Annotated in this window: 15 protein-coding genes; 5 read left to right on the plus strand and 10 right to left on the minus strand. The window is 71.5% G+C overall.

Annotation, left to right across the window (positions count from 1 at the left end):
• Positions 1-11: 11 nt before the first annotated feature.
• Positions 12-971 (minus strand): deoxyribose-phosphate aldolase, encoded by a 960-nt coding sequence (deoC, locus tag GQF42_RS27115; RefSeq protein ID WP_158930638.1) that lies wholly within the window; start codon positions 969-971, stop codon positions 12-14.
• Between the two features lie 147 nt (positions 972-1,118).
• On the opposite strand from deoC, the gene GQF42_RS27120 reads away from it, so the two are divergent.
• On the plus strand, positions 1,119-1,829 hold the full coding sequence (locus GQF42_RS27120) for a PH domain-containing protein (protein WP_158924091.1): 711 nt from the start codon (positions 1,119-1,121) through the stop codon (positions 1,827-1,829).
• Positions 1,830-2,048: 219 nt separating this feature from the next.
• On the opposite strand, the gene GQF42_RS27125 is transcribed toward GQF42_RS27120, so the two are convergent.
• The 4 genes from GQF42_RS27125 to GQF42_RS27140 form a co-directional block, all read right to left on the minus strand.
• Positions 2,049-3,680: a phospho-sugar mutase gene (locus GQF42_RS27125; RefSeq protein ID WP_158924093.1), complete on the minus strand. Its 1,632-nt coding sequence runs from the start codon at positions 3,678-3,680 to the stop codon at positions 2,049-2,051.
• Positions 3,681-3,732: 52 nt separating this feature from the next.
• Entirely contained in the window at positions 3,733-4,557 is an 825-nt protein-coding gene (locus GQF42_RS27130) for a purine-nucleoside phosphorylase (RefSeq protein ID WP_158924095.1), read from the minus strand.
• 110 nt (positions 4,558-4,667) lie between these two features.
• Positions 4,668-4,949: a type II toxin-antitoxin system RelE family toxin gene (locus GQF42_RS27135; protein ID WP_158924097.1), complete on the minus strand. Its 282-nt coding sequence runs from the start codon at positions 4,947-4,949 to the stop codon at positions 4,668-4,670.
• A gap of 51 nt (positions 4,950-5,000) precedes the next feature.
• Entirely contained in the window at positions 5,001-5,438 is a 438-nt protein-coding gene (locus GQF42_RS27140; protein WP_158924099.1) for a gamma-glutamylcyclotransferase, read from the minus strand.
• Positions 5,439-5,545: 107 nt separating this feature from the next.
• Here GQF42_RS27140 and GQF42_RS27145 point away from each other — a divergent pair, with 107 nt between their 5' ends.
• Complete coding sequence (locus GQF42_RS27145) at positions 5,546-6,994, plus strand: NAD(P)H-quinone dehydrogenase (RefSeq protein ID WP_158924101.1); 1,449 nt, start codon at positions 5,546-5,548, stop codon at positions 6,992-6,994.
• A 165-nt stretch (positions 6,995-7,159) separates the two neighbouring features.
• Positions 7,160-8,095 (plus strand): DeoR/GlpR family DNA-binding transcription regulator, encoded by a 936-nt coding sequence (locus tag GQF42_RS27150; protein WP_158924103.1) that lies wholly within the window; start codon positions 7,160-7,162, stop codon positions 8,093-8,095.
• Positions 8,096-8,292: 197 nt separating this feature from the next.
• Here the strand turns inward: GQF42_RS27150 and GQF42_RS27155 are convergent, their stop codons facing one another.
• Positions 8,293-10,065 (minus strand): acetyl/propionyl/methylcrotonyl-CoA carboxylase subunit alpha, encoded by a 1,773-nt coding sequence (locus GQF42_RS27155; protein ID WP_158924104.1) that lies wholly within the window; start codon positions 10,063-10,065, stop codon positions 8,293-8,295.
• Positions 10,066-10,429: 364 nt separating this feature from the next.
• Here GQF42_RS27155 and GQF42_RS27160 point away from each other — a divergent pair, with 364 nt between their 5' ends.
• The gene (locus tag GQF42_RS27160) at positions 10,430-11,017 is read left to right on the plus strand and encodes a hypothetical protein (RefSeq protein WP_233273476.1); all 588 of its coding nucleotides are present in this window, start codon (positions 10,430-10,432) and stop codon (positions 11,015-11,017) included.
• Here the strand turns inward: GQF42_RS27160 and GQF42_RS27165 are convergent.
• The 4 genes from GQF42_RS27165 to GQF42_RS27175 all read right to left on the minus strand — a co-directional run bounded on the left by GQF42_RS27165 (position 10,989) and on the right by GQF42_RS27175 (position 13,700).
• Positions 10,989-11,606, minus strand: a complete 618-nt coding sequence (locus tag GQF42_RS27165; RefSeq protein ID WP_158924106.1) for a Maf family protein — start codon at positions 11,604-11,606, stop codon at positions 10,989-10,991. The genes GQF42_RS27160 and GQF42_RS27165 overlap by 29 nt on opposite strands.
• A gap of 32 nt (positions 11,607-11,638) precedes the next feature.
• Entirely contained in the window at positions 11,639-11,767 is a 129-nt protein-coding gene (gene mmpB / locus GQF42_RS46985; RefSeq protein WP_267906150.1) for a morphogenic membrane protein MmpB, read from the minus strand.
• A gap of 103 nt (positions 11,768-11,870) precedes the next feature.
• Entirely contained in the window at positions 11,871-12,080 is a 210-nt protein-coding gene (locus GQF42_RS27170) for an acyl-CoA carboxylase epsilon subunit (RefSeq protein WP_158924108.1), read from the minus strand.
• 24 nt (positions 12,081-12,104) lie between these two features.
• Positions 12,105-13,700, minus strand: coding sequence for an acyl-CoA carboxylase subunit beta (locus tag GQF42_RS27175; protein WP_158924110.1), 1,596 nt, complete (start codon positions 13,698-13,700; stop codon positions 12,105-12,107).
• 110 nt (positions 13,701-13,810) lie between these two features.
• Between GQF42_RS27175 and GQF42_RS27180 the strand changes: the two genes are divergently transcribed.
• Complete coding sequence (locus GQF42_RS27180; RefSeq protein ID WP_158924112.1) at positions 13,811-14,677, plus strand: biotin--[acetyl-CoA-carboxylase] ligase; 867 nt, start codon at positions 13,811-13,813, stop codon at positions 14,675-14,677.
• Positions 14,678-14,921 lie beyond the last annotated feature (244 nt).

A 14,921-nucleotide genomic window follows, 5' to 3' on the forward strand; every position in this document is an offset into this window, starting at 1 on the left:
TTCATGGGGTCTCAGTCCACCGTGACGTAGTCGGGGCCGGAGTAGCGGCCGGTGGCCAGCTTCTGACGCTGCATGAGCAGGTCGTTCAGGAGCGAGGAGGCTCCGAAGCGGAACCAGTGGTTGTCCAGCCAGTCCTCGCCCGCGGTCTCGTTGACCAGGACCAGGAACTTGATGGCGTCCTTGGTGGTGCGGATGCCGCCGGCGGGCTTCACGCCGACCTGGACGCCGGTCTGCGCGCGGAAGTCCCGCACGGCCTCCAGCATCAGCAGCGTGTTGGCGGGGGTGGCGTTGACCGCGACCTTGCCCGTCGAGGTCTTGATGAAGTCGGCGCCGGCGATCATGCCGAGCCAGGAGGCGCGGCGGATGTTGTCGTACGTCGACAGCTCGCCGGTCTCGAAGATGACCTTCAGCCGGGCACTGGTGCCGCAGGCCTGCTTCACGGCGACGATCTCGTCGTGGACCTTGAGGTACTTGCCGGCCAGGAACGCGCCCCGGTCGATGACCATGTCGATCTCGTCGGCGCCCGCGGCGACGGCCTCGCGGACGTCGGCCAGCTTCACGTCGAGGGCGGCGCGGCCGGCCGGGAAGGCGGTGGCGACGGAGGCGACCTTCACGCCGGAGCCGGCGACGGCCTCCTTGGCGACGGCCACCATGTCGGGGTAGACGCAGACGGCCGCCGTGGTCGGGGTCGTCCGGTCCGTCGGGTCCGGGTGGGCCGCCTTGGCGCCGAGCGCCCGGACCTTGCCCGGGGTGTCCGCGCCTTCCAGCGTCGTCAGGTCGACCATCGAGATGGCGAGGTCGATGGCGTACGCCTTCGCGGTGGTCTTGATGGAACGGGTGCCGAGGGACGCGGCGCGCGCCTCCAGGCCGACCGCGTCGACGCCGGGCAGCCCATGGAGGAAGCGGCGCAGCGTGCTGTCGGACGCGGTGACGTCGGCGAGAGCGTGTGCTGTGGGTGCGGTAGTGGGCATGGTCACCAGACGAGCATATCTACGCGCGTAGCGAATGTATACCCCCGGGATGGTCCCGGCTGCTCATCTCTCGTCCGGATGTCACGGATGAGCGCCGGTGTCGGGGCGCGTGGGGCACAGCGGTCCCGGTCGTGGAGAATCGGCACCATGACGACCCCGGACCACCAGTCACCCGCGCCGCAGCCCCCGCTGCCCGTCGCGAAGGACCGGATCTACCGCTCGCCCATGGCACTGGCGGGCGGCGTGCTGCTGCTCGCCGTCATCGCCTGGCTGGGCTTCGACGCCCTGATCCAGGGGCGCGGACGTACGCCGTGGCTGGCGCTCGCCGGGATGATCCTGGTGGTGCCGCTGGTGATCGCCTTCACGCTCCGCCCGGCGGTCTTCGCCGGCGAGGACCGGCTGCGCATCCGCAACCCGTTCCGGGTGATCGGCATTCCCTGGGGTGAGATCGCCGCACTGCGGTCCGGCTACTCCAACGAGGTCGTCGACAAGGCGGGCCGCAAGTACCAGCTGTGGGCCCTGCCCGTCTCGCTGCGCGGCCGCAAGAAGGCGGAGGCGCGCAAGGCGCGGGCGGCGGCGGACGCGGCACGCGGCGACCGGCCCGCCGGCCGGGGCCTCGGCGGCCTGGGCGCCGGCGGCATGGGCCTTTTCGGGGGCGGCGCTGGCGGCTCCATCACCCCGACCGGTGCGACCCGCGCGGAGACCGACCAGGCCATGGACGACCTGCGCGAGCTGCTGGAGCAGCGCGGCGAGGCCGAGTCGGCGCAGGGGGAGATCAGCGTGCGCTGGGCGTACGAGGTGGCCGCGCCGGTGGTGGCGGGTGCGGTGCTGATGGTGATTCTGTTCGCCGTGCACTGAGGTGAAGGGGGCGCACTGCGGACCACGTCCGACCGACGCTTCGGGCGAAGGCGGTCCAGGCGGCGGGCGAGGGTGGCAGTGGGGCCCGCGGTGTTCTCGGGGTCGCGGACGTGGACGGTCGGGGGGCTGTTTCGAGGCGGGCACCGTTCGTGCCGCCGCTGAAACTCCTTTTGAAAACGGGGTGCCCCGGAACAGGGCACCCCATCGATGTCGTACGGCTCAGATGCCGGCGGCCGCCGACAGGTCCCGCTTGATCGCGGTGAGCAGCTCCGTCGCGCGGGCGTGCGCGACCGGCAGGCCGGCGTGCGTGGCGACCGGGACGACGACCTCCAGGTAGCACTTGAGCTTGGGCTCCGTGCCGCTCGGGCGGACGATCACGCGGGCGCCGTCGAGGGTGTAGCGCAGGCCGTCGGTGGGCGGCAGCCGGTCCGTACCCTGCGTCAGGTCCTCGGCGCGCGTGATGGCCAGGCCCGCCAGCTCGGTCGGCGGCTGCTCGCGCAGGCGGCGCATCGCGTCGGCGATCAGCGAGAGGTCCTGGACCCGGACCGAGAGCTGGTCGGTGGCGTGCAGGCCGTGCTCCACGGCGAGGTCGTCGAGGAGGTCGAGGAGGGTGCGGCCCTCCTCCTTGAGCTGCGAGGCCAGTTCGGTGATCAGCAGCGCGGCGGTGATGCCGTCCTTGTCGCGCACGCCCTCGGGGTCCACGCAGTAGCCGAGGGCCTCCTCGTAGCCGTAGCGCAGGCCGTCCACGCGGGCGATCCACTTGAAGCCGGTCAGCGTCTCCTCGTACGGCAGCCCCGCCTTCTCGGCGATGCGGCCGAGGAGGGAGGAGGAGACGATCGACTCGGCGAAGACGCCCCGCGCGCCCCGGCGGACCAGGTGGGCGGCGAGCAGCGCGCCGACCTCGTCGCCGCGCAGCATCCGCCACTCGCCGCCGTCCCTGACGGCCACCGCACAGCGGTCGGCGTCGGGGTCGTTGGCGATGACCAGGTCGGGGTCGGTGGCGCGGGCCCGGGCGAAGGACAGGTCCATCGCGCCCGGCTCCTCCGGGTTGGGGAAGGCGACCGTGGGGAAGTCCGGGTCGGGCTCGGCCTGCTCGGCGACCAGCACCGGCTCGGGGAAGCCGGCCCGGGCGAACGCGGCCAGCAGGACGTCCTTGCCGACGCCGTGCATGGCCGTGTAGACCGTGCGGGCGGTGCGCGGGGAGCCGTCGGCCAGGACCGCGTCCGTACGCGCCAGGTAGGCCTCCAGGACCGACTCGTCCAGGATCTCCCAGCCGGAGTCCGGGCGCGGCACGTCGTGCAGCGAGGCGATCGCGTCGATCTCGGCGGCGATCCCCGCGTCGGCGGGCGGCACGATCTGGGAGCCGTCGCCGAGGTACACCTTGTAGCCGTTGTCCCGGGGCGGGTTGTGGCTGGCGGTGACCTCGACGCCCGCGACCGCGCCGAGGTGCCGTACGGCGAAGGCGAGGACCGGGGTGGGCAGCGGGCGGGGGAGCACGGCGGCGCGCAGGCCGGCGCCGGTCATCACGGCGGCCGTGTCCCGGGCGAAGTCGGCGGACTTGTGGCGGGCGTCGTAGCCGATGACGACGAGCCCGCCGCTTGGGCCCTGCTTCTTCAGGTACGCGGCGAGGCCGGCGGCGGCGCGGATGACGACGCTGCGGTTCATGCGCATGGGGCCGGCCCCGAGTTCGCCGCGCAGGCCTGCCGTGCCGAACTGGAGGGTGCCGCTGAAGCGGGCCGCCAGTTCGCTCACGTCGCCGGCGTCGATCAGCTCGGCCAGTTCGTCGCGAGTCTCCCGGTCGGGATCCTCGGCGAGCCACACCTTGGCCCGGGCGGTCAGATCGTCGTGCACTTTGGGATCAACCTCTCCTGGTCTCCGCGCTACCGCGATGTCCGCGAACTGCTCAGATCCTGCCCAGCACCTGCGCCAGCAGCTGGCCCATCCGCGATGCCGAGTCACGGCCGGCCTGCAGGACCTCCTCGTGGTTGAGGGGCTCGCCGGTCATGCCGGCCGCCAGGTTGGTGACCAGGGAGATGCCCAGCACCTCGGCACCCGCCTCACGCGCGGCGATGGCCTCGAGGACCGTGGACATGCCGACCAGGTCCGCGCCGATGGTGCGGGCCATGCGGATCTCGGCCGGGGTCTCGTAGTGCGGGCCGGGGAACTGTGCGTAGACGCCCTCCTCCAGGGAGGGGTCCACCTCCTTGCACAGGGTGCGCAGGCGAGGGGAGTAGAGGTCCGTCAGGTCGACGAAGTTGGCGCCGACGATCGGGGACGTGGCCGTCAGGTTGATGTGGTCGCTGATCAGGACCGGCTGGCCGGGGCGCATGCCCTCGCGCAGGCCGCCGCAGCCGTTGGTGAGCACCACGGTCTTGCAGCCGGCGGCCACCGCGGTGCGCACGCCGTGGGCGACGGCGGCGACGCCGCGGCCCTCGTAGTAGTGCGTGCGGCCCAGGAAGACCAGCGCGCGCTTGTCACCGAAGGAGTACGAGCGGATCGTGCCGCCGTGCCCCTGGACGGCCGGCGGCGGGAAGCCGGGCAGCTCGGTGACCTGGAACTCGGCGTCGGGTGCGCCCAGGGCGTCGACGGCCGGAGCCCAGCCGGAGCCCATCACGAGGGCGACGTCGTGGGTCTCGGCGCCGGTGAGTTCGCGCAGGCGCGCGGCGGCGGCGTCGGCGGCGGCGTACGGGTCGCCCTGGATGTCGTCCGGAAGAAGAGATGCGTTCACGCCGACGAGGGTAGCTCGTCTTCGCCTACGCGCGTAGATGACAGACCTCACGGGATGGCGATCGTTGTCTTGTCGTTTCCAACGAAAGCGGGCCCCGTGGGCCAGGGCCGTCACTCCTCGGGGATGAGGATGTCCTTGTCGTTGAAGACCTCGACGATGAAGATCAGCAGACGGCCGCGGCTCACCGTGTACTCCACCAGAATGTTCTGGGTGAGCCGGATCGTACGGTCGTCACCGGTGGAGCCTATGGGCCGGGACACCGGGAGGAAGGGGTCGCGGGCCAGCATGGCCATGCCTTTGTCGAATGCGTTCCGCTGCCGGTCGTCAAGGCGGTCGCGGGCCGCGGCGGCCTGGACCGTGTAGTAGACGTCGTAGGTCGTCGTGGGGGGCATGTGCTCTCCCGTTGGCGCGTCGGTGCACTCAATTTTAGAGTCGGTGCCCGGTCAGCAGGGCCGTTTCCGCAGTTCCATCACGTAATCGTGTGGTGCCCCGGCGGACTCCGCCGCATCCGCGATCTCGCCGAGATACCGCGCCGAGGGCAGGCCGCCCTCGTAGCCGTTGAGGACGTACGTCCACGCCGACTCCTCGCCGTCGAGGGTGTGCACGCGCACCCGCATCCGGCGGTAGAGATCCAGGCCGAGGCCCTCCCACCGGTCGAGGGACTCCTCGTCCGGGGGCGCGATGTCGTACAGGCCGACGAAGACCTGCGCGAGCGGATCCTCGACGATCGTCGCCAGCGCGCCCTCCCAGCCGAGGTGCTCGCCGCCGAACGTCAGCCGCCAGCCGTTCAGCCAGCCGGTGGCGCGCAGCGGGGAGTGCGGGGCACGGTGGGACATCAGCCCTGCGTCGAGGTTGCCCGCGTACGCGGCATAGAGCGACATGAAGAGAGGGTACGGCAGTGGAAACTCCTGTCCCCTCCGTACCGGGAGTGCGCCCGGGGTACGTCTGGCGCGCCCCCGGGCAGTAGCACCTTGAAGCGTGCGGGACAATGGAGTACGTGACTCGGATCGTGATCATCGGTGGCGGACCCGGCGGATACGAAGCGGCGCTGGTGGCCGCTCAGCTCGGCGCGGAGGTGACCGTCGTCGACTGCGACGGTCTGGGCGGAGCGTCGGTACTGACCGACTGCGTGCCGTCGAAGACCCTAATCGCTACGGCCGAGGTGATGACCACCTTCGACTCCTCCTACGAGGAGCTGGGGATCATCGTCGCCGACGACACCCCGCCGCTGGAGCAGACCGCCCGGGTGGTCGGCGTGGATCTCGGCAAGGTCAACCGCCGGGTGAAGCGGCTCGCGCTCGCGCAGTCGCACGACATCACCGCCTCCGTCACCCGCGCCGGTGCCCGGGTCATGCGCGGTCGTGGCCGGCTGGACGGGATGCAGGCCCTGGACGGCTCCCGCAAGGTCGTCGTCACCGCCGCCGACGGCACCGAGGAGACCCTGGTCGCCGACGCCGTCCTCATCGCCACCGGTGGTCACCCGCGCGAGCTGCCCGACGCCCGGCCCGACGGCGAGCGCATCCTCAACTGGACCCAGGTCTACGACCTCACCGAGCTGCCGGAAGAGCTGATCGTGGTCGGCTCCGGTGTGACCGGTGCCGAGTTCGCCGGTGCCTACCAGGCGCTCGGGTCCAAGGTGACCCTGGTGTCCTCCCGCGACCGCGTGCTGCCCGGCGAGGACCCGGACGCCGCCGCCGTGCTGGAGGACGTCTTCCGGCGCCGTGGCATGAACGTCATGGCCCGCTCCCGCGCCGCCGCCGCCAAGAGGGTCGGCGACCGTGTCGAGGTCACTCTCTCCGACGGCCGGGTCATCACCGGCTCGCACTGCCTGATGGCCGTCGGCGCCATCCCGAACAGCGCGGGGCTGGGCCTGGAGGAGGCGGGCGTCAAGCTGCGCGACTCGGGTCACATCTGGACCGACAAGGTGTCCAGGACGACCGCGCCCGGCGTCTACGCGGCCGGTGACGTGACCGGTGTCTTCGCGCTCGCGTCCGTCGCCGCCATGCAGGGGCGTATCGCCGTCTACCACTTCCTCGGCGACGCGGTGGCCCCGCTCAACCTCAAGACCGTCTCCTCCAACGTCTTCACCGACCCCGAGATCGCGACCGTCGGCTACACGCAGGCGGACGTGGACGCGGGCAAGATCGACGCCCGGGTGGTGAAGCTGCCGCTGCTGCGCAACCCGCGCGCCAAGATGCAGGGCATCCGGGACGGCTTCGTCAAGATCTTCTGCCGGCCGGGCACGGGCATCGTGGTCGGCGGAGTGGTCGTCGCGCCGCGCGCCTCGGAACTGATCCACCCCATCTCGATCGCCGTCGACAACAATCTGACGGTCGAACAGATCGCGAACGCGTTCACCGTGTACCCCTCCCTTTCGGGGTCGATCGCGGAGGTGGCCCGGCAGCTCCACACGCGCAAGGCGGGCGCGGAGGCCTGACGGCGGACCCAACTCCCCGCTGATCACGGGGAGTTGTCGGGTCTGCGTACGGCATGGCCGGGGCGGCCAGGTCCTATACCACTTCCCGCCCCACCATGCGAACAACTTCTGTTATTCGGCGCAAACTGCTGAAAGCAGACGGTCGCTGGGGTTACTGTCAGTTTCGTGTTCGCTGCTGAACGTCGCCAATTGATCCTCGAAATGGTGCGAGCGAACGGTGCCGTGTCGCTCCGTGAACTCGCCCGCGTCGTCCAGACCTCCGAAGTGACCGTACGGCGGGACGTGCGGGCACTGGAGGCAGAAGGACTCCTCGACCGCCGGCACGGCGGTGCCGTACTGCCGGGCGGTTTCACCCGCGAGTCGGGCTTCCCGCAGAAGTCCCATCTCGCGACCGCCGAGAAGACGGCCATCGCCGATCTCGCCGCGGGTCTCGTCGAAGAGGGCGAGGCCATCGTGGTCGGCGCGGGTACCACCACGCAGGAGCTGGCCCGCCGGCTCGCGCGGGTGCCCGGCCTGACCGTCGTCACCAACTCCCTCCTGGTCGCACAGGCGTTGGCCCATGCCAACCGGGTGGAGGTCGTGATGACCGGCGGCACCCTGCGCGGCTCCAACTACGCCCTCGTCGGTTCCGGCGCCGAGCAGTCCCTCCAGGGCCTGCGTGTGTCGAAGGCCTTCCTCTCCGGGAGCGGCCTGACCGCCGAACGCGGCCTGTCCACGTCCAACATGCTCTCGGCCTCCGTCGACCGGGCGCTGGTCCAGGCCGCCGCCGAGGTCGTGGTCCTCGCCGACCACACCAAGCTCGGCACCGACACCATGTTCCAGACCGTGCCGACGGACCTCATCACCCGCCTGGTCACCGACGAGCCCCCGGGGCACGACGACCGCGCCGCCACCGAGTTGCAGGCCCTTGCCGACCAGGGGGTGCAGATCGCCGTGGCCGGGGCGGGCGGAGCCGCTCCGGGGGGTGAGCAGGCCCCGGCGCGGCGCGCACCTCTGCCGGGGCCGCGCAGGGGGCATGTGGCGCTCAGGTCGGGTGCGGGACTGGGGGAGCAGTCGGCAGGGGTCGAGCGGGGTCGGGTGGCCGACCTTCGCAGGCGCTGAGGGTGCCTGGCCGCCGTGCGGCGCCTGGTGGTCCGGCGGGGGCGGGTTCGCCGTGGTCACCCGTGCCCCGGCGGACTCCGCCGCATATCGGACACGGCCCCGGGCCCCTGAGTCGGCTGCCCCTCACGAGCTGAAAGCGTAACGCCCGGCAGACCGACCGGAGTCGGTCTGCCGGGCGCGTTGCTCAGCAGGCGCTGTCAGTCCTTGATCTCGCAGATCGCCGCGCCCGAGGTGATGGAGGCGCCGACCTCGGCGCTGAGGCCCTTGATGGTGCCCGCCTTGTGGGCGTTGAGGGGCTGCTCCATCTTCATGGCCTCCAGGACGACGATCAGGTCGCCCTCCTTGACCTCCTGGCCCTCCTCGACCGCGATCTTGACGATCGTGCCCTGCATCGGGGACGCGAGGGTGTCGCCGGAGGCCACCGGGCCGGACTTCTTGGCCGCGCGGCGCTTGGGCTTGGCGCCCGCCGCGAGGCCGGTACGGGCCAGCGACATGCCGAGGGACGACGGGAGGGAGACCTCCAGGCGCTTGCCGCCCACCTCGACGACGACCGTCTCACGGCCGGTCTCCTCCTCCGCCTCGGTGTCGGCCGGGGCGGTGAAGGGCTTGATCTCGTTGACGAACTCGGTCTCGATCCAGCGGGTGTGGACCGTGAACGGGTCCGTGGAGTCGGTGAGTTCGGGGGCGAAGGCCGCATCCCGCACGACCGCGCGGTGGAAGGGGATGGCTGTCGCCATGCCCTCGACCTGGAACTCGTCCAGGGCGCGGGCGGCCCGCTCCAGGGCCTCCTTGCGGGTACGGCCCGTCACGATCAGCTTGGCCAGCAGGGAGTCCCACGCCGGGCCGATGACCGATCCCGCTTCGACACCGGCGTCCAGGCGGACGCCCGGGCCGGAGGGCGCGTCGAACCTCGTCACCGTGCCGGGGGCCGGGAGGAAGTTGCGGCCCGGGTCCTCGCCGTTGATGCGGAACTCGAAGGAGTGCCCGCGCAGGGCCGGGTCGTCGTAACCCAGCTCCTCGCCGTCGGCGATGCGGAACATCTCGCGGACCAGGTCGATACCGGCGACCTCCTCGGTCACCGGGTGCTCGACCTGGAGGCGGGTGTTGACCTCCAGGAAGGAGATCGTCCCGTCCTGGCCCACCAGGAACTCACAGGTGCCGGCGCCCTCGTAGGCGGCCTCCTTCAGGATGGCCTTCGAGGCGCGGTACAGCTCGGCGACCTGCTCGTCGGAGAGGAACGGCGCCGGGGCCTCCTCCACCAGCTTCTGGTGCCGGCGCTGCAGCGAGCAGTCACGGGTCGAGACGACGACCACGTTGCCGTGCTTGTCCGCCAGGCACTGGGTCTCCACGTGGCGGGGCCGGTCCAGGTAGCGCTCGACGAAGCACTCGCCGCGGCCGAAGGCGGCGACCGCCTCGCGCACGGCCGAGTCGTACAGCTCCGGGACCTCTTCCAGGGTCCGCGCGACCTTCAGACCGCGACCGCCGCCGCCGAAGGCCGCCTTGATCGCGATCGGCAGGCCGTGCTGCTCGGCGAACGCCACGACCTCCTCGGCACCGCTGACCGGGTCGGGCGTACCGGCCACCAGGGGGGCGCCGGCGCGCTGGGCGATATGCCGGGCGGCGACCTTGTCGCCCAGGTCCCGGATGGCCTGCGGCGGCGGGCCGATCCAGATCAGACCCGCGTCCAGCACGGCCTGCGCGAAGTCGGCGTTCTCCGACAGGAAGCCGTAGCCCGGGTGGATGGCGTCCGCACCCGACTCGCGTGCCGCGTTCAGGACCTTCTCGATGTCCAGGTAGCTGGTGGCCGGGGTGTCACCGCCCAGGGCGAACGCCTCATCCGCGGCGCGGACATGCAGAGCGTCCCGATCCGGGTCGGCGTAGACGGCAACGCTCGCGATCCCGGCGTCCCGGCAGGCCCGGGCCACGCGGACAGCGATTTCGCCACGGTTGGCGATGAGCACCTTGCGCACGATTGAGGCTCCCTCCTTGAAACAAGCCGAGTTTAGGGACTGCCGACACGGCACTTCGACCCGTCCCCAATGGTGAGCTTGCCCACACGGAGCGTGATTCGAGGCTTGCTCGACCTACGAAAGCCCTTGTCGCACCTCGGCACGCAGGGCTCCTCCCGGAAACCCTAGTCCTGTCGTGTGGTCAAGGTCTCTGTGAGAGCGTGCTGCGACCCACTCTGTTTCTTTGTGGAGTCCCTACGAATGGCCCAATGATTCTTTGCTGCCGCGCAAACCCTTGTCCCCCGGTTTACCCGTTAGTAGCGTTCGCGATGACTTGAACGTACCTGAGGTAACACGGCGCTGGGTGGAGAGTGGGTGGGGACCGGTGGTGCGCAGACCGGTGGCATGCGTGGTGGCGGTCGTCCTCCTGGCGGAGGCGGTCTTCATCGCAGCGCTGAACTGGTTCCTCGGAGTCGTCGTCGACCGGCAGGACATGTCCCTGGCCGGCCTCGACCCGTCCACGATGGCGACGTCCTCGAAGATCGGCGGTGTGCTCTTCGGCCTCTACTTCGCCCTGTGCGCCCTGGTGGCCGTCCTGGTCGCGATACGCGACCGCGCCCCGGCGGGCTTCGGCCGGGTCCTGCTGATCAGCGTGGCGGTCGTCCACGGCCTGCTCGGCGCGTTCGCCTGGGGCCTGGTCGGCTGGACGGCGTTCCTGTTCATGGTCGTGGTGCTCGGACTCGTCGTCCTGCTCCTGATGACGTACGACCGCGACGGCGGCCCGCAGCCGGCCGCCTCCGGCGGCAGGCCGGACCGGGGCGGGGAGCCGGAGGCCGGCGGCGAGCCGGCCACGGCCGAGGCAACGGCGGCCGTGCCGGCCCCGCGTACCGGCGAGCCGCAGGACGGCGACGACGAGCCGCAGGACTCCGCGCCGGCCCGGATCGTCACTCGGCCGGTGCCCACAACTCCGTGATGCCGACACCCAGTTCGGCCAGCAGCTTGCGCACCAGGGGCAGGCTGATGCCGATCACATTGCCGTGGTCGCCGTCGATGCCCTCGATGAACGGCGCCGAACGGCCGTCCAGGGTGAAGGCCCCGGCGACGTAGAGCGGCTCGCCGGAGGCCACGTACGCGGTGATCTCCTCGTCGCTGGGCTCGCCGAAGCGGACGACGGTGGAGGCGGTCGCGGACACGTACCGCTTGGCCTCCGTGTCCCAGATGCAGTGCCCGGTCTGGAGGGTGCCGGCCCGCCCGCGCATCGCCTTCCAGCGGGCGATCGCCTCCTCGGCGTCCGCGGGCTTGCCGAGAGCCTGTCCGTCCAGCTCCAGCACCGAGTCGCAGCCGATCACCAGGGCGCCCTGCACCTCCGGTCTCGCCGCCACGACGGAGGCCTTCGCCTCGGCCAGGGCGAGGGCCAGCTCGGCCGGGGTGGGGGCGGTGACGGCGTCCTCGTCGACCCCGCTGACGATCACCTCGGGCTCGAGGCCGGCCTGCCTCAGCAGGCCCAGACGGGCGGGGGACTGGGAAGCGAGCACGAGTCGCCTGCGGCGCTTTGCTGTCATGCGGTCAGGTTAGCCACGCGGTGCCGCCCGGCTCACCTCAGGCCGATGACCAGCATGGCCAGGACCATGGCCACGGCCATGAAGAAGCCGAGCCGCCGGAGCATGTCCTGCGCTTCGCGCAGGTCCTCCGGCGGCTCGTCTTCCGGGTCCGACCACAGCATGCCACCAGCGTGGGGCCCGGCAGCGGAAGGCGCCTGAGTACCGGTACTCAATTGGCGCCCTGTGCGGTGCCCCTGTGCGCGGTTTCCCGCGCCCCTTCGAGGATCAGCTCGGCCAGTAGGTCCGGGTCCAGCTCGCCGGGCCCGGGGCCGGGACGTGGTGGACCGCGATGCGGGACGGGTCCGACCACGCGTCCCTCGGGCCTGCCGCGCCGGGCGGGGTGGTCGCCGCCGCCACGGCGCGGGCGCGGACCACCGCCAGGGCGGCGGCCAGCTCCTCCGGGGTCGGGTTGCCTCGTACGACCTTGATGTTCATGACCACTCCCGGGGTCCGCGGGGCCTAGAGGGGGATGTTGCCGTGCTTCTTGGGAGGCAGGGATTCCCGCTTTGTGCGCAGCTGACGCAGGCCGCGGACGATGTGGGAGCGGGTGTCGGACGGCATGATCACCGCGTCGATGTAGCCGCGCTCGGCCGCCACGTAGGGGTTGAGGAGGGCGTCCTCGTACTCCTGGATGAGCCGGGCGCGCACGGCCTCGACATCCTCCCCGTTCGTCTCCGCCTCCGCGATGGTGCGCCGGTGCAGGATGTTGACCGCGCCCTGCGCGCCCATGACCGCGATCTGGGCGGTGGGCCAGGCCAGGTTGAGGTCGGCGCCCAGGTGCTTGGAGCCCATGACGTCGTAGGCGCCGCCGAAGGCCTTGCGGGTGATCACGGTGATCAGCGGGACCGTCGCCTCCGCGTAGGCGTAGATCAGCTTCGCGCCGCGGCGGATGATGCCGGTGTGCTCCTGGTCGACGCCGGGCAGGAACCCGGGCACGTCCACGAAGGTCAGCACCGGGATGTTGAAGGCGTCGCAGGTGCGCACGAAGCGGGCGGCCTTCTCGCTCGCGTCGATGTCCAGGCAACCGGCGAACTGCATCGGCTGGTTGGCGACGACACCGACCGGGTGGCCCTCGACCCGGCCGAAGCCGGTGAGGATGTTCGGCGCGAAGAGCGACTGAGTCTCGAAGAACTCGCCGTCGTCCACGACGTGTTCGATGACCGTGTGCATGTCGTACGGCTGGTTCGCGCTGTCCGGCACGACGGTGTCCAGCTCGTGGTCCTCGTCGTTGACGGCGAGGTCCGCCTCCTCCGGGAAGACCGGGGGCTCGGAGAGGTTGTTGGACGGCAGGTACGACAGCAGCTGCTTGACGTACTCGATGGCGTCCTTCTCGTCACCGGCCATGTGATGGGCCACGCCGGAGGCGGTGTTGTGGGTGCGGGCGCCGCCCAGCTCCTCGAAGCCGACGTCCTCGCCGGTGACGGTCTTGATGACGTCCGGGCCGGTGATGAACATGTGCGACGTCTGGTCCACCATCACCGTGAAGTCGGTGATCGCGGGGGAGTACACCGCGCCGCCCGCGCAGGGGCCGACGACCAGGCTGATCTGCGGGATCACACCGGAGGCATGGGTGTTGCGGCGGAAGATCTCGCCGTAGGCGCCGAGCGAGGCGACGCCCTCCTGGATGCGGGCGCCGCCGGAGTCGTTGATGCCGATGACCGGGCAGCCGGTCTTGAGCGCGAAGTCCATGACCTTGACGATCTTCTGGCCGTAGACCTCGCCGAGGGCGCCGCCGAAGACGGTGAAGTCCTGTGAGAAGACGGCGACGGGACGACCGTCGACGGTGCCGTACCCGGTGACGACACCGTCGCCGTACGGGCGGTTCTTCTCCAGGCCGAAGCTGGTGGAACGGTGCTGGGCGAACTCGTCCAGTTCCACGAAGGAACCTTCGTCCAGTAGCAGCTCGATCCGCTCACGGGCCGTCAGCTTGCCCTTGGCGTGCTGCTTCTCGACAGCGCGTGCCGAGCCGGCGTGCGTCGCCTCGTGGATACGGCGCTGCAGATCCGCGAGCTTGCCCGCGGTCGTGTGAATGTCGATCTCTTCCGGCTCGGACATCGGGATGCGGCTCCCTGCCTGCTCAAAAGGGGGGACGGTTACTCATCCGTAGGGTAGTGCCGGGCCTACCGATCAGCACTGCGTCGTTTACCACACCTAGGGTGGCTTGCATGACGCCCCGAGATGCAGCAGACGACAACGGCAGCCGCTGGTCCGACCTCGACCGCCCGCCCCTGAACGCGACCGCGCTGCGCCGGGCGCTGGTGCGCGAGGGCGGGCTGTGGACCGATGTGGAGGTCACGCCGCGGACCGGCTCGACCAACAACGACCTGGTGGCCCGGGCCGTCGCCGGAAAGGCGGCGGAGGGCGCGGTGCTGGTGGCGGAGGAGCAGACGGCCGCCCGGGGCCGCCTGGACCGCCGGTGGACGGCACCGCCGCGCTCGGGCCTGTTCTTCTCCGTCTACCTGCGGCCGGCCGAGGTCCCGGTGGCCCGTTGGGGCTGGCTGCCGCTGCTCACGGGTGTCGCCGTGGCGACCGGGCTGTCCCGGACGGCGGGCGTGGACACGGCGCTGAAGTGGCCGAACGACCTGCTGGTGACCGTCGACGGCGAGGAGCGCAAGGCCGGTGGCATCCTCGCGGAGCGGGCCGGCGAGGACGGTGTCGTCGTCGGCGTCGGCATCAACGTCACCCTGCGGGCGGAGGAACTGCCGGTCCCGCAGGCGGGGTCGCTGGCGCTGGCCGGGGCGGCGAGCACGGACCGCGATCCGCTGCTGCGGGCGGTGCTGCGGGCGCTGGAGGAGTGGTACGGGCGGTGGCGGGCGGCGGGCGGCGACCCCGCCGCCTGCGGACTGCAGGAGGCGTACGCGGCGGGGTGCGCGACGCTGGGGCGCAGCGTGCGGGCCCTGCTGCCCGGGGACCGCGCGCTCGTCGGCGAGGCGGTAGCGGTCGACGGGGACGGACGCCTGGTCATCGCCACGCGGGAGGGCGTGCAGGAGCCGGTGGGGGCGGGGGACATCGTGCATGTGCGGCCTGCGTAGGGGCGGTGGCGCCGAGCGCCCGGCTTTGCCCGGTGGCCGCCGGGGAGTCCGTTCGGTAGCCACCGGGACGGGGCTCGGCCGTCACCGGTGCAAAGGGCTTGGCGGCCGTCGGGGAGTCTGCTCGGTGGCCACCGGGACAGGGGACTCGGCCGCCATCGGCGTAAAGGGCTCGGGCGACAAGGGCACGTCGGCGGCCACCAGGACGAAGGACCCGGTCGCCGCCGGGACAAAGGGCTTGGCGGCC

It is taken from the genome of Streptomyces broussonetiae (genome assembly GCF_009796285.1).
Lineage (GTDB): Bacteria > Actinomycetota > Actinomycetes > Streptomycetales > Streptomycetaceae > Streptomyces > Streptomyces broussonetiae.